Consider the following 19706-nt stretch of genomic DNA (forward strand, 5'->3'; position numbering starts at 1 on the left):
CTAGTCGATCCGCCCCAGCGCCTGTTCGATCGCGGCGAAGATCGTCTCGATCTCGGCGGGCGCGATCACCAGTGGCGGCGACAGCACCAGCGTGTCGCCGGCATTGCGGATCAGCACGCCGGCATCGAGGCAGAGCCTGTTGGCCTCTCCGCCCCGGGCGCCATCCGCGCCCGGGCGCGGCGCAAGATCGATCGCGCAGAGCAGGCCCGCGGTGCGGATGTCGACGACATGGGCCGAGCCCTTCAGCCGGTGCGCCCGCTCCTCCCAGAGCGGCAACACCCTAGCGAGCCCACCCAGAATATCCTGCTCTGCGAAGACATCGAGCGTCGCGAGACCGGCGGCACAGGCGAGCGGATGGGCCGAATAGGTATAGCCGTGCAGGAGCTCGATCGCCTCGGGCGGGCCGGCCATGAAGGCGTCGTAGACATGGCCGGCAACGAGCACGCCGCCCATCGGCACCGCGCCATTGGTCATGCCCTTGGCGCAGCTCATCAGGTCCGGCCTGACGCCATAGGCCTGCGCCGCGAAGGGCGCGCCGAGCCGGCCGAAGCCGGTAATGACCTCGTCGAAGATCAGCAGGATGCCGTGCCGGTCGCAGATCGCGCGCAGGCGTTCGAGATATCCGAGCGGCGGCGGATAGACACCGCCGGAGCCGGTCACCGGCTCGACGATGACAGCGGCGACCGTCGCCGGATCGTGGATCTGAAGAAGCGTCTCCAGCGCCTCGGCAGCGGCGAGCCCGCCTTCCGGCCTGCCGCGCGAGAAGGCCATGCTGGCGCGGTCATAGGGCAGCGGCAGATGCGCGACATCGGGCAAGAGCGGCCCGAAGGCGGCCTTGTGCCGGCCGATGCCGGAGACCGAGAGCCCGCCCCAGCCCATGCCGTGATAGCCCTTGGCCCGGCCGATCAGCTTGGTGCGCCCCACCTGGCCGCGGGCGTGGTGATAGGCGCGCGCGATCTTGAGCGCCGTATCGACCGCTTCCGAGCCGGAATTGACGAAGAAGACATGGTCGATGCCTTCAGGCGCGACGTCGCAGAGCCGCGCCGCATAGGCCTCCGCATCGGGGTGGCTCATCTTGAAGGAGGAGACGAAATCGAGCCGGCCGGCGGCTTCGCGGATCGCTTCGGTGATCCTGGTCTGACCATGCCCGGCATTGACGCACCAGAGCCCGGCCATGCCGTCGAGCACGCGTCGCCCGTCTGGCGTGACGTAGTGCATGCCCTCGGCGCGCTCGAACAGCAGTGGCGCCTGCCGGAAGGCGCGCATCGGCGTGAACGGCATCCAGAAGGCGTCGGGCGCGTTGTCGCGACGGGTTTCAGGGGCAAGTGCGTGCGCGGTCATCGGCGGATCCTCGCTGTCGATCGCCGCATAGTGTCTTTCTTAAATTCAAAAGACAATAGCGAGAACGTCGAGCAACCTCAATCCAACCCATCCGGGCGACGCAATTGCATGGCGCGCTGGAGATGGCTGCGCATCAGGGCGCTGGCGAGCTGATAATCGCCAGCCTCGATCGTGGCGAGCATCTGCAAATGCTCGCGACTGTTCACCACGACGCGCTCATAGCCATAGGTCCAGTCGTAATTGGAGAGCCTGCGCATCTGGTTCTGCCGGCGCACCGCCGAATGCATGAAACGGTTGCCTGAGGCCGCCGCCAATCCCTCATGGAAATCGGCATTCATCTCGTAGAAGCCGATCGCCGAACTTTCCCTCCAGGGCTGCGACAGGGCCTGCTCGTGTCGGGAACGCATCTCGTCGATCCAGACCTGCTCGAGCGAAAAGGCGGGTTCCAAGAAGACCATCGGCTCGATCAGCAGGCGGAAGCGATAGCGCTCGTCGTGGGCAGACTGGTCGCGCGGCTCGTGCAGGAAGCGCCAGCCATAGCCACGCTTGCGCTCGACCATGTCGAGATCGGCGAGCCGCGCCATCAAGCGTTGTACCTCGGGCCGGCCAAGCTCGTAGCGCCGCATCAGTTCGAGCTCGGAGATCTCGTCGGGCAGGCGCCCGCCATGCCGGTCCTGCGCCACCTTGACCATGGCGAGTTCGACCGCATCGGCGTTCGCACTGTGACCCGCGGACGCCTCGGGCGCGCTCAGGAGCTCGACGCCCTTGTTCGGATGCCGGCGCACCAGCCCCTGCCGGGCGAGATGGTCGATCGCAGCGCGCACCGGCGTGCGCGAGACGTTGAGGCGGCGTGCCGCGTTGTTCTCGTTGAGCCAGGCGCCGGCCTCCAGGCCATCCTCCCGGACCATGCGGAGAAGGCGTTCGGCGATCTCCTGCTGCAGCCGTGTCGGAGATGTCATCGAAAGGCTCTTGATTGTCTTAGTTTGAAATGAAATACATTATGGATCGAGATAGCGCCAGCGCGAACCGCGGAGATCCGGTCATGGTCGAGCCCTTTCCCTTCGTCGATGTCTCGGGCACGCCCTATGAACGCGGCCGCCAGCATGGTGCGGCGGCCCCCAAGCGCGTCAAGCGTTCGATCGAACTCTATGGCGGTCAGCTCGGCGAGCTCGGCTATGACGCTGCCGCCAAGTCGCGCCTGATCGGCGAATTCGCCCGCGAGATCGAGGCCTTCGGCAAGCATTATGTCGAGGAGATGCGCGGCATCGCCGACGGTGCGGGCGTCACGCTCGAAGACGTCATCATGATCAATGCCCGCACCGAGGTGATCGCCAAGGCCAAACTGGAGAAGAACAAGCCGGTCGGGGCGGAGGAAGAGCTCGACGACGGCTGCACCGGCGCGATCATCCTGCCCGAGCGCAGCGCCTCGGGCGAACTGATCCACGGCCAGAACTGGGACTGGAAGGCCGAATGCGCCGAGACAGCAATCGTGCTGCGCGTGCGCCGCGATGACGGCCCCGATTTCCTGACCTTCGTCGAGGCCGGCGGCCTCGCGCGCTGCGGCATGAACGCGGCCGGCATCTCGATCACCGCCAACTACCTCGAAAGCGAGCGCGACTTCACGCAAGCCGGCGTGCCACTGGCACTGATCCGCCGCAAGGTGCTGGAGCAGCAGCATTTCGCCTACGCGATCAAGGCGGTGGCAACCACGCCCAAGGCCTGCTCCAACAACATGATGCTCTCGACCGTCGCCGGTTTCGGCATCGACTTCGAGTGTGCGCCCGACGCCGCCTTCCCGCTCTATCCCGAGGACGGGCTGATCGTTCACGCCAATCACTGGGTCGGCCAGGTCGCGCTGACCAAGATCACCGATACCGGCACCCCGCGTGTGCCCGAGAGCTTCTACCGCGACTGGCGCGTCAAGAAGCTGCTCAACGAGGCCGGCCGTAAGCTCACGGTCGACGATCTGAAAGAAGCCTTCTTCGACGATTTCCTCACCCCGCATTCGGTCTGCCGCCCGCCGCGCCTGAACGACACCGGCAATCTCTCGGCCACCGTCTCGATGGTGATCATGCAGCCGGCCAAGGGCACGATGGAGGTCGCGCCGCTGCCGGCCCTCAACCGCATCTTCACCCGCTACAGCCTCACCGATGAACCAATGACGCTCGCACAGGCCGCCGAATAAGGCGGCGACGACGCGTCCAGATCATAAAACAAGGGGAACCCGCCGATGCATAGCCGACGCCGCCTTTCCCTCGCTTTCGCGACGCTCGGCGTTGCGGCCGCAGTCGCCTTGCCCGCCGCGGCCGCGACACTGCGCGTCCACCTCAACGCCGACATCCGCAGCATCAATCCCGGCGTCAACCGCGACGACAACACCGACTCGGTCGTCCTCCACATCGTCGAGGGCCTCGTCGCCTATGGCGAGGATTCCGAGGTCAAGCCGTTGCTGGCCGAGAAGGTCGAGCTTTCGCCGGACGGGTTGAGCTACCGCTTCACCCTGCGCAAGGGCGTCAAGTTCCACAACGGCGCCGAACTGACCTCGAACGACGTGGTCTGGAGCTGGAACCGTTACATGGATCCGAAGACCGACTGGCGCTGCCTGTCGGAATTCGACGGCCGCGGTCGCGCCAAGGTCGAGGCGGTCACGGCGCCCGATCCGGCGACCGTGGTCTTCAAGCTCGACAAGCCGAGCTCGCTCTTCCTCGCCAACATCGCCCGCACCGACTGCGCGATGACCGCGATACTCCACAAGGACTCGCTCAAGGCCGACGGCTCCTTCGACAAGCCTGTTGGCACCGGCCCCTACAAGCTCGGCGAGTGGAAGCGCGGCGAATATATCCGCCTCAGCCGCAACGAGGCCTATGCCAGCCTGCCGGGCGCGCCGGACGGCTATACCGGCGGCAAGCGCCCGCTCGTCGACGAAGTCCGCTTCATGGTCATTCCCGACGGGGCGACCGCCAAGGCGGCCCTGCTGCGCGGCGACATCGACATCGTCCCCGACGTCGCCAATGCCGAGGTCAAGGAGCTCAAGAAGGACCCGCGCGTCGAGCTCTCGATCACGACCAATATGGGCCTGGTCGGCATCCTCCTGCAGACCCGTGATCCCCTGCTCGGCAACGTCAAGCTGCGCCAGGCGATCGCCGCGGCACTCGACACTGAGGAACTGGTCGCCCAGGTCACCGACGGGCTCGGCAAGCGCAACAATTCGATCGTGCCGTCGCTGTCGTCCTATTACGACGCGGCCCAGGCCAAGGGCTATAAGCACGACCTCGCCGCCGCCAAGAAACTGCTCCAGGAAGCCGGCTACAAGGGCGAACCCTTGGTGATGCTCGCCAACAAGCGCTACCCGCAGAGCTTCGATGCCGCCGTGGTCTCGCAGCAGATGCTGCAGGCTGCCGGCATCAACGTCCAGATCGAGGTGCTCGAATGGGCGACGCAGCTCGACCGCTACTCCAAGGGCAACTACCAGCTCCAGGCCTTCCCCTATTCGGCAAGGCTCGACCCCGCCCTCTCCTTTGAATCGGTGACCGGCCCGAAGGCGACCCAGCCGCGCAAGGTCTGGGATAATCCCGAGGCACAGGCCCTGCTCGACAAGTCGATGGTCGTCTCGGACAAGGCCGAGCGCCAGAAGCTGTTCGACGAGTTGCACCAGCGCTTTATCGCCGAGGTGCCGATGGTGATGCTCTATAACGGCATCGACGCCGGCGCCTATGGCAAGCGGATCAAGGGCTACAAGTCCTCGATCCTGTCGAAGCCGCGGCTCTGGGAAGTCACCGTCGCGGATTAAGAACTCGTCTCGAAACTCGCTCCGGCGCGCCAGATGGCGGTATTTTCGAGAACCGGAGCGCAGCGGACATTGGTCCGTGAGCACCGGAAGCGCAGAAAATGCCGTTAGATGGCCGCCGGAGTAGAGTTTCGAGGCGAGTTCTAGGCCGCGCCGTTGACCTCGATGAGGTCCTTGATGATGTGGTGGCTGGTGAGCTCGGCCAGACGCTCGCCGTCCCCGGCCCGGATCGCTGCGACCATCGCATGATGGTCGGCGTCGCTGGCGAGCAGGGCCTGATGCGAGGCCCAGACCGTCACCGCCGAGCCGCGCGAGCGGTCGCGCAGGCTCCAGATCGTTTCCGCCAGCACCGGATTGCCGCAATGGGCATAGATCAGGCTATGGAAGGCGCGGTTGATCTCGCTCTGCTGCGGACGCGTCCCGCTCCGCACCGCCTCGCTGAACTCATGGGCGATCGCATCGAGCCTGGCGATCACCTCATCGTCCATCCTGCCGATCGCGAGGCGGGATGCGGCACTCTCGAGGATGATGCGGGTGTCGCGGATCGCGCGATAGGTGGCGATATCGATCTCGGCCACCCGATAGCCGCGATTGGGCACATGCTCGATCGTCTTGCGCACCGCGAGTTCGTCGAGCGCGGCGCGGACGTCGAAGCGCGTCGCCTGGAAGGCCTCTTCGAGATCGATCTGCCGCAGCCACTCGCCCGGCCGATAGGCGCGGCCATGGATCGCCCGGGCGATCTCGTTGGCGAGTTCGCCCTTGGCGCGCTGGGTCTTGGGACGAGTGGCCATAGCGGGTCTCTAGAGCATTTCACCGGCGCTTGTGAACTGGTTCGCCAGCATCGCGCACAGCCGGCACAACATCTGTCGAATCCGGCTTGCGGCATGGAGCGTATCATGCAACAAAATTGGCGCCAATCTTATAACCAATCAGGAGACGCCGCATGACTGCTCCCGTCGCAAGCCAGGCCAAGCAGGACGATGCGGCAGCGATCGCCCGCGCGCTCTACGATCTCGGCCCGACCCCGGTCACCGCCTGCAAGGCCGATCCGCGCTTCAGCTATTGCCTCTATGTGCCGAAAACCCTCGGCAAGGGCGGCCAGGCGCCCGAGCTCGTCGTCGCCATGCACGGCACCGGCCGTGGCTTCACCGGTTATCGCGACGCCTTCGAGGCCTTCGGCCGCTGGAACAACTGCATCATCCTCGCCCCGCTCTTCCCGATCGGCGTGATGGGCGACGGGAATCGCAACGGCTTCAAATACATGCGCGAGGGTGAGGTCCGCTACGATCACATCCTGCTCGCCATGGTCGAGGAAGTCGCCCAGCATTACGGCCTGCGCTTCGACCGCTTCGCCTTGTTCGGCTATTCCGGCGGCGGCCACTTCACCCATCGCTTCCTGATGCTGCAGCCGAAGAAGCTCTGGGCCGCCTCGATCGGCGCGCCGGGCTCGGTGACGCTGCTCGACCCGACCCGCGACTGGTGGGTCGGCAGCCGCAACATGGCCGAGCTCTTCGGCACCGCCCCCGATATCGAGGCGATGCGCCAGGTCCCGGTCCAGATGATCGTCGGCGCCGCCGATCTCGAGACTTGGGAGATCACCCACCAGCCCGGCAACGCCAGCTGGATGCCGGACGCCAACCATGCCGGAGCGAACCGCCCGGAGCGGCTGGCTACCCTGCGCCGGAATTTCGAGGAGCACGGCATCACGGTGCGCTTCGACCTGGTGCCGAACATGCCGCATGACGGGCTGAAAGCCATCCCGCGGGTGGAGGATTTCTTCGCGGACATGCTCGCCAAGCGCCGATCGGGCGCGGCCAAGGCGGCCTGAGCCGGCCCGGACCGAACTGCGAACAGCGAGGGGAACGACAATGAACCGCCGGCTCATCTTCGCCTTCGCCCTGCTCGCTCTTGCGAGCCCCGCTGCGGCGCAGACGATCAACGTCGCGCTCAACGCCGACATCCGTTCGACCAATCCCGGCGTCAATCGCGACGACAATACCGATGCCGTCGTCCTGCACATGGTCGAGGGGCTGGTCGGCTATCGCGAGAACGGCGCGGTCGCGCCGCTGCTGGCGGAGAAGATCGCCGTCTCCGCGGACGGGCTGACCTACACGTTCAGCCTGCGCAAGGGCGTCAAGTTCCACAACGGCGCCGAGATGACCTCGGCCGACGTCATGTGGAACTGGACCCGCTACATGGAACCCAAGACCGACTGGCGCTGCCGGTCGGAGTTCGACGGCCGCATCGGCATGAAGGTGACCGCCGTCTCGGCGCCCGATCCCGCGACCTTCGTGATGACGCTGGAGAAGCCGAGCGCGCTCTTCCTCGACACCATGGCGCGGACCGACTGCGCCATGGTCGCCATCATCCACAAGGATTCGCTGAAGCCCGACGGCTCATTCGACAAGCCGATCGGAACCGGCCCCTTCATGCTCGGCGACTGGCGCCGCGGCGAGTTCGTCTCGCTGAAGCGTTTCGATGCTTATGTCTCGCCTGCGGGCGACAAGCGCGACGGCTATGTCGGCCGCAAGCGCGCTCTGGTGCCGGAGGTCAAGTTCCTCGCCATCGCAGACGGCGCGACCGTCAAGGCCGGCCTGATCTCGGGCGCGCTGCATGTCGCGGACATTCCCGATGCCGACATGCCGGAGATGAGGAAGGTCCCGACCCTGCAGGTGCTGAGCGCCCCCAGCGCGACCAAGCACGCGCTGCTCCTCCAGAGCCGCGATCCGCTGCTCAGCGATGTCAGGATGCGCCAAGCGATCGCGGCGGCGCTCGATCTCGACGAAATCGTCGCCCAGGCCTCGAACGAGCTCGGCAGCACCAACAACTCCGCGGTCTATGTCAGCTCGCCCTATTACAGCGAGGTCCAGCGCCAGCGTTACAATCACGATCCGGCCCGGGTGAAGAAACTGCTCGCCGAGGTCGGCTACAAGGGCCAGACCATCAAGCTGATCGCCAACAAGCGCGCGAGCGTGCCGAGCTTCCCGGTCGCGGTCGTGGCGCAGGCGATGCTCCAGGCCGCCGGCATCAACAGCGAGATCGAAGTGCTGGAATGGGCGACGCAGCTCGACCGCTACAGCAAGGGCAACTACCAGATGATGTCCTTCAGCTATTCCGCGCGCCTCGATCCGGCGCAGAGCTACAACCAGTTCAGCGGCCCCAAGGACACCTACCCGTCCAAGGCCTGGGACAGCCGCCGCGCCGACGAGCTGATCGAGAAGGCGACCATCACCGCCGACGAGGGCGAGCGCCAGAAGCTGTTCGACGAGTTGCACAAGCTGATGCTCGCCGATGCGCCGCTGATCTTCCTCTACAATCAGGTCGACACGTCCGCCGTCTCCAAGCGGCTGAGCGGCTTCGCGCCCTGGGTTGCCGGGAAGCCGCGGCTCTGGGAGGTCGGCTTCGCCAATTGAACCGTCGCGCACGCGACGGCCTGACGATCACAACGACAAACGAAAAAACGACAGGGGACCGAGATGAAGTATCTTTTTGCGCCGGCCGCCGCCCTCATCGCCACCGCCGCCTTCGCCGCGCCGGCGATGGCCCAATCGATCACGGTGGCCGTCGCCGCCGACATCCGCAGTAACAATCCCGGCGTCAATCGCGACGACAACACCGATGATTTCGCGCTGCAATTGGTCGAGGGCCTCGTCGGCTACAATGAGGGCGGCGTCGCGACGCCGCTGCTCGCCGAGAAGGTCGATCTCTCCGCCGACGGCAAGACCTACACCTTCACGCTGCGCCAGGGCGTCAAGTTCCACAACGGCGCCGAGCTCTCCTCGGCCGACGTGCTGTGGAACTGGACCCGCTACATGGACGCAAAGACCGACTGGCGCTGCACCTCGGAATTCGACGGTCGCTCCGGCCTCAAGGTCGAGTCCGTGACGGCGCCGGACGCGCGCACCGTGGTGATGCAGATCGACAAGCCGAACGCGTTGTTCCTCGATACGCTCGCCCGCACCGACTGCGCCATGACCGCGATCCTGCACAAGGATTCGGTCAAGGCCGACGGGTCCTGGGACAAGCCGATCGGCACCGGCCCCTACAAGTTCGGCGAGTGGAAGCGCGGCGAGTATTTCACCATGACCGCCTTCGAGGGCTACAAGTCGCCATCGGGCAGTCAGCGCGACGGCTATGTCGGCTCGAAGCGGCCGCTGCTCAAGGAGGTCAAGTTCCTGATCGTCAAGGATCCGGCGACGGTAAAGGCCGGGCTGGTTTCGGGCGCGCTCGACATGGCTGACATCCTGCCCAGTGACGCTGTCGAGTTGCGGAAAAACCCCAAGCTCGCCGTCGCGGTTGAGCCGAACGCCGTCCGCCACGTCTTCCTGATCCAGACCAAGGACGCGGTGATGGGCAACCAGAAGGTCCGCCAGGCGATCGCCGCCTCGCTCGACATGGATGAGATCGTCGCATCGTTCTACAACGACCTCGGGAAGCCCAACACCTCGCCGATCTATTCCGGTTCGAGCTATTTCGGCGAGGTCGAGAAGAAGGGCCACGCCTTCGACCCGGCCCGCGCCAAGAAGCTGCTGCAGGAGGCCGGCTACAAGGGCGAGAAGATCGTGATCCTCGCCAATAAGCGCCCGGTGGTGCCGAGCTTCCCGGCTGCGGTGGTGGCGCAGCAGATGCTGCAGGCCGTCGGCGTCAACGCCGAGATCGAGGTGCTCGACTGGGCGACCCAGCTCGACCGCTTCAACAAGGGCAACTACCAGATGCAGTCCTTCTCCTTCTCGGCCCGCTTCGACCCTGCGATCGCCTTCGAGCAGTTCTCGGGACCGAAGGACAAGCAGCCGCGCAAGACCTGGGACAACCCGGAAGCGCAGAAGCAGATCGACAAGCTCTATGTGACCTCCGACCGGGCCGAACGCCAGAAGATCGTCGACGAGCTGCACAAGCGCGTCATCGACGAAGTCCCGATGATCTTTGCCTTCAACGGCCTCGACATCATCGCGCATGCCAAGCGCGTCCAGGGCTTCAAGCCGTGGCAGTCGAAGCTGCGCATGTGGGAAGTCACGCTGGCGAACTGATCCCACCCGTATCGTCCGCACACCGGGAGGAAGCCGATGCTGCGCTTTGCGCTGACGCGCATTCTGATGTCCGTGCCGACATTGCTGATCGTGTCGGTCGCGGTCTTCGGGTTGATCCGGCTGATTCCGGGCGATCCGGCCTCACTGATGCTCGGGGACCTCGCGACACCGGCCTCGATCGCCGACCTGCAGGCAAGGCTCGGCCTCGACCAGAGCGTGCCGGTCCAGTTCGGCATCTGGTTCGGCAACCTGCTCAAGGGCGATCTCGGCCAGTCGATCAACTCGCAACAGGCGGTGCTGCCGCTGATCCTGCAGCGCTTCTGGATCTCGGCCCAGATCGTGCTGGTCGCGGTCGCCCTCGCGAGCCTCGTTGCGGTGCCGGCCGGCGTCCTCGCCGCGTGGAAGCAGGACACCTCGCTCGATCTCTCGCTGGTCGCCGTCGCGACGCTGCTCCTGTCGATCCCGACCTTCTGGCTCGGCCTGCTGCTGCTGCTCTTCTTCGGACTCAAGCTCGAATGGTTGCCGGTCGTCGGCTATGTCTCGATCGCCGAGAACCCGTTGGCCGGCATCCTCTATCTGATCATGCCGATCATGACGCTGTTCCTGCACGAGATCGGCGTGATCCTGCGCATGGCGCGCGCCTCGACATTGGAGGTGCTCCGGCTCGACTACATCACCCATGCCCGCGCCAAGGGCCTGACCGAGAGCGCGGTGCTCTGGAACCACGCCTTCAAGAACGCCTTCGGGCCGACATGGACACTGATCGGCCTCGTCCTCGGCAACCTGCTGGGAGGCATCGCCGTGGTCGAGACGGTCTTCACCATCCCCGGCCTCGGCCGGCTCCTGGTCGATTCGATCTTCGCCCGCGACTATCCGGTGATCCAGGGCTGCATGCTCTTCGTCGCCTTCACCTATGTGCTGGTCAATCTCGTGATCGACCTCTGCTATCCGATCTTCGACCCGAGGGTGACGGCGCAATGAAGCTCCCCGCTCCCAACGCCCTGGTCGGCGGCACGCTGATCGGCTTCCTCGCCATCATCGCTTCGGTCAGCGCGCTCTGGACGCCCTATGACCCCTTGCGGCTCTCCTTCCGCGCCAAGCTTGCCGCACCTTCGGCGATGCACTGGCTCGGCACCGACGAGTTCGGTCGCGATGTGCTCTCGCGCCTGATGGCGGGCGCCGCGACATCGGTCTGGATCAGCCTGCTGACGGTCACGCTCGCCGTCTCGCTCGGCACGGTGATCGGCCTGTTCTCGGGCTACGTCCGCGGCTGGGTCGACCGCACCATCATGGCCTTCAACGACGCGCTGCTCGCCTTCCCCGGCATCCTCCTGGCACTCGGCCTGCTCGCGGTGGTCGGCGCCAACAAATACGGCATCATCCTGGCGCTCGGCATCGCCTATGCGCCCTCGGTCGCCCGGATCGTGCGTGGTACCGTGCTCTCGCTGCGCGAGCGCGAGTTCATCTCGGCCTCGCGGGTGATGGGCAACTCCGAAGCCTTCACCATGCTGCGCCACATCCTGCCGAACTGCATCGCGCCGCTGACCGTATTGGCGACCTCGATGTTCGGCTGGGTGCTGCTGGCCGAGAGCTCGCTCTCCTTCCTCGGCCTCGGCGTGCCGCCGCCGGCGCCGACCTGGGGCAACATGCTGGCAGGCTCGCGGCCCTATATCGGCCAGGCCGTCTGGCTCGGCGTCTTCCCGGGCCTCTGCATCTCGCTGACGCTGCTCGGCATCAACCTGCTCGGCGACGCGCTGCGCGACAAGCTCGACCCGCGGATGAGGGGTGCGCGATGACCTCCACCAGACCCTTGCTCGAGGTCGACGGCCTCACGCTCAGGATCGGCGCGAGCGGCCGCACCGTCGTCAACAATGTCAGCTTCTCGGTCTCGCCTGGCGAGATCGTCGGCATCGTCGGCGAATCCGGCTCGGGCAAGACGCTCGCCGCTCGCGCCGTGATGGGCTTCATCCCGCCGGCGGTGCGCCTGATCTCGGGCTCGATCCGCTTCGACGGCGAGGAGGTCACGACCATGGCGCCAAAGCGCCTGCGCTCCATTCGCGGCGCCAAGGTCGGCATGGTCTTCCAGGAGCCGATGACCTCGCTCAACCCGTCCATGCTGATCGGGCGGCAGCTGGAGGAAGGGCTGGCGCTACATCGCAAGCTCGACGCCAACGGCCGGCGCGAACTCATCCTCGACATGCTGCGGCGCGTCGGCATCCGCGATCCCGAAGGCGCCTTCAACGCCTATCCGCACCAGTATTCCGGCGGCATGCGCCAGCGCATCATGCTGGCCTCGGTGATGCTGCTGAAGCCGGCGCTGCTGCTCGCCGACGAGCCAACGACCGCGCTCGATGCCGTCGTCCAGCGCGACGTGATGGAGCTGATGGTCGACCTGACCAAGGAGAACGGCACCGCCGTGCTCTTGATCTCGCACGATCTCGGCATGGTCGCGCGCTATTGCAGCCGCATCGTCGTGATGTGCCAGGGCGATGTCGTCGAGCACGGCAACAGCGAGGATATCCTCGCCCGGCCGCAGCACCCCTATACCCGCAAGCTCCTCGCCGCGATGCCGCATCGCGAGCCGGCGCGCGAGGTGCCGGAGGCCGGGACACCCCTGGTCGCGGTCAACGACCTCGTCGTCGACTATGGCGGCCGCCAGGGCTTCTTCCGCAAGGAACAGCCCAAGCGGGCGCTGCATGGCATCAGCCTCTCGGTGAAGCCCGGCGAGGTCGTCTCGGTGGTCGGCGGCTCGGGCTCGGGCAAGACCACCCTCGGCCATGCCATTGCCGGGCTGATCAAGCCGAGCGAGGGCGCGATCCTGTTCAACGGCAAGCCGATCGCCAAGAACGAGACGGCCTATTGGGACTATCGGCTGAACTGCCAGATGGTCTTCCAGGATCCCTATTCCTCGCTCGACCCGCGCATGACCATCGGCGAGCTCGTCGGCGAACCCTTGCGGCTGGTGAAGGGCATGAGCGCCGCCGACAGGAAAGCGCGGCTCGCCGAAGTTCTGGGCGAGGTCGGGCTCGGCGACGGCTTCGCCGAGCGCTATCCGCACGAACTCTCCGGTGGCCAGCGCCAGCGCGTCGCCATCGCCCGCGCCATCATCCGCCGGCCGAGCTTCGTCATCGCCGACGAGCCGGTCTCGGCGCTCGACGTCACCGTGCGCGCCCAAGTGCTGGAGCTCTTCGCCGAACTGCAGCGCAAGCACGGCTTCTCCTGCCTGTTCATCAGCCATGATCTTGGCGTGGTCGAGCAGGTCTCCGACCGCGTCATCGTCATGCATGAGGGCCGCATCGTCGAGGAAGGCACGCGCGACCAGATCTTCGACGCGCCGCAGCACGACTACACCCGCAAGCTGCTCTCAGCGGTTCCCGGGCTGGAGAGCATGGCGGATGGCGGTGTCAGGCTGTTCTGGCGGCTGGGCGAGCCGGCGTGATGAAGGGCGCGGGGAACCCTTCTCCCGTGTGGGAGAAGGGCAGGGATGAGGGTCTGCCCTCACCGCAGAAGGCGCAACGGCGCCGTAGCACCCAAGCAATCAGCGGCGGTCCCTCACCCCTGCCCCTCTCCCATCCGGGAGAGGGGTTCCCCGCGGCCTACGCCCGACCGACAACATGCTCCAATGAGGGGCGAAAGGCTGCACCATGAAGAACGGAATGATCGTCGCCCCACAGCCGGAAGCGGTGGAAGCAGGCGCGGCCGTGCTGGAGCGCGGCGGCAATGCGATCGATGCGGCGATCGCCTGCGCCTTCATGCAGGGCGTGGTCGATCCGCTGATGTCAGGGATCGGCGGCTTCGGTTCGATGCAGCTCTACATGCCCGGCAAGGGCGTGCACGAGATCGTCGAGTTCTACGCTCGCGCCTCCTATTCTGCGAAGCCGGACATGTGGCTCGACAAATTGCGCGGCCAATCGCGCGACGGCTTCGCCTTCCTGCTCGAGGGCGGCATCAACGAGTTCGGCCATCTCGCCGTCTGCACGCCTGGCAGCGTCAAGGGCTACGACTACGTATTGTCGCGCTTCGGCACCATGGACTGGGCCGACGTCATGGCGCCGGCGATCAGGCAAGCACGCGAGGGCGTGCTGGTGCGTCCGCACATGCACTGGTTCTGGTCGCAGGATCAGAGCGGCTCGGGTCAGGTCAACACATCGGACAAGCTGCGCTACAGCGAGACCGGCAAGCAGCTCTATTTCCGCCCCGACGGCAGCGCGAAGCGCCCGGGCGATGTCATCGTCAATTCCGACATGGCCAACACGCTGGAGCGGCTGGCCAAGGGCGGCGCCGACCTGTTCTACCATGGCGAGCTCGCCGAGGAGATCGCCGCCGACTTCGCAGGGCATGGCGGGCTGATCTCGCGGGAGGACCTCGCCCGCTACGAGCTCTCCGTCGCCGAGCCGATCTGGGGCTCCTATCGCGGCCATCGCATCTCGACCTCGCCGCCGCCAGCGAGCGGCATGTCGATGCTCCAAATCCTCAATATGCTGGAGCCCTTCGACCTCGCCGCGCTCGGCCATGGCGGCGCCGAGCATGTCCGCCTGCTCGCCGAGGCGATGAAGCGCATGACCATCGACAAGGACCAGTTCATGGGCGACCCGGCCTATGTCGATGTCCCCGTCGAGCGCCTGATCTCGAAGGAACATGCTGCCGAGCAGGCTGACAGCATCCGCCGCGGCGAGCGCGCCGACGTCAAGCGGCTGGAGCGCTCATCGTCGCGCGAGACCACTCATGTCACGGTGGTCGACCGCCACGGCAACGCGGTCGCGCTGACCCATACGCTCGGCAGCCCGTCCGGCGCGATCACCGAGGGCCTCGGCTTCATCTACAATGGCACGATGAGCCGCTTCGACCCGCGCCCCGGCCGCGCCGGGTCGATCGCGCCCGGCAAGCGCCGTTCATCGTCGGCCGCACCGACGATCGTCTTCAAGGACGACAAGCCCTTCATCGTCATGGGCGCGCCCGGCGGCAGCTATATCGCTCCGGCGATGGCGCAGGGCATCATGAACGTCATCGATTTCGAGATGTCGATGCTGGAGGCGGTGACAGCGCCGCGCGTCATGGGCGTCTCGAATTCCATCGACATCAGCAACCGCATCCGCCGCAGCGTCGAGGCGCAGCTCAAGTCCGCCGGCTACGACGTCAAGCGCTCGGCCCAGAGCTATCCCTTCGCCGCCCTGCATGGCGTCAGAATCGAGGACGGGCTCGCGACCGGCGGCGCCGACCCGCAGCGCGACGGCATGGCGATCTCGGTGCCGGCGTAACTCCGCTCACACCGGCGCGATCTGCAGCGGGTCGACCGAGATCGCCCGTTTCAGTGCGCGCAGGCCGAAGGTCGTGCGTGATTGCCGCATCCCCGGCAGGCGGTAGATTTTCTCGCGCAGGAAGCGCTCATAGTGCTCGGTGCCGCTGACCACGGCCTTGACCAGATAGTCGTAGTCGCCGGTGACGAGATAGGCCTCGACCACCTCGGGAATCCGCGCCAGCGCCTCGCCGAAGCGGTCGAGCAGCTTGTCGTCATGCTTGTCGAGCGTGATCTCGATGAAGACGACATTGTCGAGCCCGAGCGCCCGGTGGTTCAGCACCGCGACGTATTTCTCGATCGCGCCGTTCTCTTCGAGCCGCTTCACCCGCGTCCAGCATGGCGACGGCGAGAGACCGACCTTCTCGGCCAGCGCATTGATCGTCAGCCGGCCATCCTCGTTCAGCGCCGAGAGGATGCGCCGGTCGATCTGGTCGAGCTCCTCGCTGCGCCGCGCCTTGATCGCCATCAGGTGAATTTTCCGCACTAGGCCAAGCTGACAGAATAATCCTCCGACCAGAGCCGAATCTCAAGGCCATTTCGGCAAGAAATCGATGCGTCACCACCCTAACATGCCCGAATAATCAGGGCGTCTCGACCGACATCCCTGCAGACGCGCCTTGCAGACGCCTTCGCATGGCTGAATGCTGGGTCGGACAGAGCCTAGGGAGCGCGGACATGACAGACCCCTCACCGCTTCGGTTCCATGTTCCCGTCCCGGCCAGTCGCCCCGGCGAGAAGCCCGATTTCTCGCATGTCGTGATCCCCAAGGCCGGCTCGGTGCAGCGCCCGCCGGTCGATGTCGATCCCAGGGAAATCCGCGACCTCGCCTATTCGATCATCCGCGTGCTCGACCGCGAGGGCGAGGCGGTCGGCCCCTGGGTGCCCGATCTCTCCAAGGACGATCTGATCCGCGGCCTGCGCCACATGCTGACGCTGCGCGCCTTCGATGCGCGCATGCAGATGGCGCAGCGCCAGGGTAAGACCTCGTTCTACATGCAGCACACCGGCGAGGAGGCGGTGTCTTGCGCCTTCCGCATCGCGCTCAATGACGGCGACATGAACTTCCCGACCTATCGCCAGGCCGGGCTCCTGATCGCGCACGATTATCCGCTCGTCGAGATGATGTGCCAGATCTACTCGAACGAGCGCGATCCGCTGCGCGGCCGCCAGCTGCCGATCATGTATTCGGCCAAGGCGCATGGCTTCTTCTCGATCTCCGGCAACCTCACCACCCAATACGTCCAGGCGGTGGGCTGGGCGATGGCCTCGGCGATCAAGGGCGACAACAAGATCGCGGCCGCATGGGTCGGCGACGGCTCGACGGCGGAATCGGATTTCCACGCAGCGCTGGTCTTCGCATCGACCTACAAGGCCCCCGTCGTCCTCAACGTCGTCAACAATCAGTGGGCGATCTCGACCTTCCAAGGCATCGCCCGCGGTGGCTCCGGCACCTTCGCCGCTCGCGGTCTCGGCTTCGGCATTCCGGCGCTGCGCGTCGACGGCAACGATTACCTCGCCACCTATGCCGTGGCGCAATGGGCGATCGAGCGGGCCCGCCGCAATCTCGGACCGACGCTGGTCGAATACGTCACCTATCGCGCCGGCGCGCATTCGACCTCGGACGACCCCTCAGCCTACCGGCCGAAGCACGAATCCGACGACTGGCCGCTGGGCGACCCCATCGTCCGGCTGAAGCAGCACCTGATCGCGATCGGCGCCTGGACCGAGGAGCGCCACAAGCAGACCGAGGCCGAGATCATGGCGACCGTGATCGCCGCCCAGAAGGAGGCGGAGAGCTTCGGCACGCTGCATGCCGGCGGCAAGCCCTCGTCCCGCGACATGTTCGAGGACGTCTATGCCGAGCTGCCGCCGCATCTGCGCCGCCAGCGCCAGCAGATCGGAGTCTGACCATGGCCCGCATGACCATGATCGAGGCGATCCGCTCGGCCCTCGACGTCTCGATGGGCCGCGACGACAACGTCGTCGTCTATGGCGAGGATGTCGGCTATTTCGGCGGCGTCTTCCGCTGCACCCACGGCCTCCAACAGAAATACGGCGTCAACCGCTGCTTCGACGCGCCGATCAGCGAGCTCGGCATCGTCGGCACCGCGATCGGCATGGCGGCCTATGGCCTTCGCCCTTGCGTCGAGATCCAGTTCGCCGACTACATGTACCCGGCCTATGACCAGATCGTCTCGGAGGCGGCGCGCCTGCGTTACCGCTCGGCCGGCGACTTCACCTGCCCGATGGTGATCCGCATGCCGACCGGCGGCGGCATCTTCGGCGGCCAGACCCACAGCCAGAGCCCGGAAGCCCTGTTCACCCATGTCTCCGGGCTGAAGACGGTGGTGCCGTCCAATCCGCGCGATGCCAAGGGCCTGCTGATCGCGGCGATCGAGGATCCCGATCCGGTGATCTTCCTCGAGCCGAAGCGGCTCTACAATGGCCCGTTCGACGGCCATCACGACCGCCCGGTCACGCCCTGGTCGAAGCACGAGCTCGGCGAGGTCGAGGAAGGCCACTACTCCATCCCGCTCGGCAAGGCGGCGATCCGCCGCGAAGGCCAGGCCGTCACCATCGTCACCTACGGCACCATGGTCCATGTCGCGCAGGTAGCCACCGAGGAGACCGGCATCGACGCCGAGATCATCGACCTGCGCACTTTGCTGCCGCTCGATCTCGACGCGATCGTCGCCTCGGTCTCCAAGACCGGCCGCTGCATCGTCCTGCACGAGGCGACGCTGACCTCCGGCTTCGGCGCGGAGCTGGCCGCTCTGGTGCAGCAGCACTGCTTCTACCATCTGGAGGCGCCGATCATGCGCGTCACCGGCTGGGACACGCCTTATCCGCACGCCCAGGAATGGGACTACTTCCCCGGCCCCGCCCGTCTCGGGCGCGCGCTGCGCGATATCATGGAGGCACGCTGATGGCCGAGCGCATCATCAAGCTGCCCGATGTCGGCGAAGGCATCGCCGAGGCCGAGCTGGTCGAGTGGCACGTCAAGGTCGGCGACATCGTCCGCGAGGACGATCTCATCGCCGCGGTGATGACGGACAAGGCGACTGTCGAGATCCCCTCGCCGGTCGAGGGCGAGGTCACCTGGGTCGGTGCCGAGATCGGCGACACCGTCGCGATCGGCTCGGCGCTGGTGAAGCTCAAGGTCGCCGGTGGAGCCACGGCCGAGGAACCGGCCGAAGCCGAAGCGCCCGCCGGGCTGCCACAGGAAAAGCCCGTTGCTGCGGTGCCCGCCACGGCGGCAGCGGCTCCCGAGCCTGCCCCAAAGCAGCTGCCGACGCCGAAGCCCGCTCTGGCTCCGGCCCGCCCGGCACCTGTCGCCACCACGCCCGCGCCGCGCCGCCCGGTCGGCGAGAAGCCGCTGGCGTCCCCCGCCGTCAGGCTGAAGGCGCGCGAGGCCGGTATCGACCTGCGCCAGGTCCAGGGCTCCGGCCCGGCTGGCCGCGTCAGCCACGAGGATATCGACGCCTTCATCCAGCGCGGCCCGGAGGCCCCGGTCACGGGCCGGCTCGCACCGAAGACGGCGGTGACCGACGTCAAGGTCGTCGGCCTGCGCCGTCGCATCGCCGAAAAGATGGCGCTGTCGAAGTCGCGCATCCCGCACATCACCATCGTCGAGGAGGTCGACGTCTCGGCACTGGAAGATCTGCGCGCGGCGCTCAACAAGAAGCCGACGGCCGAGCGGCCGAAGCTGACGCTGCTGCCCTTCCTGATGCGGGCCATGGTCAAGGCACTGGGCGAGCAACCCGGCCTCAATGCAATCTATGACGACGAGGCCGGCATCGTGCACCAGCATGCCGGCATTCATATCGGCATCGCGACGCAGGCGCCCTCCGGCCTGATGGTGCCGGTGGTCAAGCATGCCGAGGCGCGCGACCTCTGGGGCTGCGCCATCGAGCTCTCCCGCCTGGCCGAGCGTGCCCGCGACGGCAGCGCGACCCGCGACGAGCTCACCGGCTCGACCATCACCATCACCTCGCTCGGTGCGCTCGGCGGCATCGCCACCACCCCGGTGATCAACCATCCCGAGGTCGCGATCGTCGGCGTCAACAAGATGATGATCCGCCCGGTCTGGGACGGCACGACCTTCGTGCCGCGCAAGATGATGAACCTCTCTTCCAGCTTCGACCACCGCGTCATCGACGGCTGGGACGCGGCGGTCTTCGTGCAGCGGCTGAAAGAGCTGCTCGAGACGCCCGCGACGCTGTTCGTGGATATGTGAGCGGCGGGAGAAAAC

16 protein-coding genes are annotated in these 19706 nt (G+C 66.4%); 12 read left to right on the forward strand and 4 right to left on the reverse strand.

Going from position 1 to position 19706, the window contains the following annotated elements; genetic code table 11:
- Both ASE66_RS04810 and ASE66_RS04815 read right to left on the reverse strand, forming a co-directional pair.
- Entirely contained in the window at window positions 1-1341 is a 1341-nt protein-coding gene (locus ASE66_RS04810) for an aminotransferase class III-fold pyridoxal phosphate-dependent enzyme (protein ID WP_057188387.1), read from the reverse strand.
- Between the two features lie 77 nt (window positions 1342-1418).
- Window positions 1419-2300: an FCD domain-containing protein gene (locus ASE66_RS04815; RefSeq protein ID WP_057188388.1), complete on the reverse strand. Its 882-nt coding sequence runs from the start codon at window positions 2298-2300 to the stop codon at window positions 1419-1421.
- 83 nt (window positions 2301-2383) lie between these two features.
- Between ASE66_RS04815 and ASE66_RS04820 the strand changes: the two genes are divergently transcribed.
- Entirely contained in the window at window positions 2384-3526 is a 1143-nt protein-coding gene (locus tag ASE66_RS04820) for a C45 family autoproteolytic acyltransferase/hydolase (protein WP_057188389.1), read from the forward strand.
- A gap of 45 nt (window positions 3527-3571) precedes the next feature.
- Window positions 3572-5131, forward strand: coding sequence for an ABC transporter substrate-binding protein (locus ASE66_RS04825; protein ID WP_057188390.1), 1560 nt, complete (start codon window positions 3572-3574; stop codon window positions 5129-5131).
- Between the two features lie 140 nt (window positions 5132-5271).
- Here ASE66_RS04825 and ASE66_RS04830 read toward each other — a convergent pair whose 3' ends face one another.
- Window positions 5272-5919 carry a GntR family transcriptional regulator gene (locus tag ASE66_RS04830; RefSeq protein ID WP_057188391.1) on the reverse strand — a complete coding sequence of 216 codons (648 nt, stop codon included), beginning with the start codon at window positions 5917-5919 and terminating at the stop codon, window positions 5272-5274.
- 152 nt (window positions 5920-6071) lie between these two features.
- Between ASE66_RS04830 and ASE66_RS04835 the strand changes: the two genes are divergently transcribed.
- From ASE66_RS04835 to ggt, 7 genes are all read left to right on the forward strand, one after another.
- Entirely contained in the window at window positions 6072-6956 is an 885-nt protein-coding gene (locus ASE66_RS04835) for a hypothetical protein (RefSeq protein ID WP_057188392.1), read from the forward strand.
- A gap of 40 nt (window positions 6957-6996) precedes the next feature.
- Window positions 6997-8541: an ABC transporter substrate-binding protein gene (locus ASE66_RS04840; protein ID WP_057188393.1), complete on the forward strand. Its 1545-nt coding sequence runs from the start codon at window positions 6997-6999 to the stop codon at window positions 8539-8541.
- 63 nt (window positions 8542-8604) lie between these two features.
- Window positions 8605-10155: an ABC transporter substrate-binding protein gene (locus tag ASE66_RS04845; RefSeq protein WP_057188394.1), complete on the forward strand. Its 1551-nt coding sequence runs from the start codon at window positions 8605-8607 to the stop codon at window positions 10153-10155.
- Window positions 10156-10191: 36 nt separating this feature from the next.
- Window positions 10192-11136, forward strand: coding sequence for an ABC transporter permease (locus ASE66_RS04850; protein WP_057188395.1), 945 nt, complete (start codon window positions 10192-10194; stop codon window positions 11134-11136).
- Entirely contained in the window at window positions 11133-11951 is an 819-nt protein-coding gene (locus tag ASE66_RS04855; protein WP_057188396.1) for an ABC transporter permease, read from the forward strand. Before ASE66_RS04850 ends, ASE66_RS04855 begins: the two co-directional genes overlap by 4 nt.
- Window positions 11948-13594 (forward strand): ABC transporter ATP-binding protein, encoded by a 1647-nt coding sequence (locus ASE66_RS04860; RefSeq protein WP_057188397.1) that lies wholly within the window; start codon window positions 11948-11950, stop codon window positions 13592-13594. Before ASE66_RS04855 ends, ASE66_RS04860 begins: the two co-directional genes overlap by 4 nt.
- A gap of 205 nt (window positions 13595-13799) precedes the next feature.
- A complete protein-coding gene (gene ggt, locus ASE66_RS04865; protein WP_057188398.1) occupies window positions 13800-15413 on the forward strand; it encodes a gamma-glutamyltransferase in 1614 nt (537 codons plus the stop codon).
- Between the two features lie 6 nt (window positions 15414-15419).
- Here the strand turns inward: ggt and ASE66_RS04870 are convergent, their stop codons facing one another.
- Window positions 15420-15920 (reverse strand): Lrp/AsnC family transcriptional regulator, encoded by a 501-nt coding sequence (locus tag ASE66_RS04870; protein WP_057188399.1) that lies wholly within the window; start codon window positions 15918-15920, stop codon window positions 15420-15422.
- A 209-nt stretch (window positions 15921-16129) separates the two neighbouring features.
- Between ASE66_RS04870 and ASE66_RS04875 the strand changes: the two genes are divergently transcribed.
- The 3 genes from ASE66_RS04875 to ASE66_RS04885 are packed head-to-tail and all read left to right on the forward strand — an operon-like array spanning window position 16130 to window position 19691.
- Window positions 16130-17362, forward strand: a complete 1233-nt coding sequence (locus ASE66_RS04875; protein WP_057188400.1) for a 3-methyl-2-oxobutanoate dehydrogenase (2-methylpropanoyl-transferring) subunit alpha — start codon at window positions 16130-16132, stop codon at window positions 17360-17362.
- Between the two features lie 2 nt (window positions 17363-17364).
- The gene (locus ASE66_RS04880) at window positions 17365-18381 is read left to right on the forward strand and encodes an alpha-ketoacid dehydrogenase subunit beta (RefSeq protein ID WP_057188401.1); all 1017 of its coding nucleotides are present in this window, start codon (window positions 17365-17367) and stop codon (window positions 18379-18381) included.
- Window positions 18381-19691, forward strand: a complete 1311-nt coding sequence (locus ASE66_RS04885) for a dihydrolipoamide acetyltransferase family protein (protein WP_057188402.1) — start codon at window positions 18381-18383, stop codon at window positions 19689-19691. The genes ASE66_RS04880 and ASE66_RS04885 overlap by 1 nt, the downstream gene beginning before the upstream one ends.
- Window positions 19692-19706 lie beyond the last annotated feature (15 nt).

It is taken from the genome of Allobosea sp. Root483D1 (assembly GCF_001429505.1).
Taxonomy (GTDB): domain Bacteria; phylum Pseudomonadota; class Alphaproteobacteria; order Rhizobiales; family Beijerinckiaceae; genus Allobosea.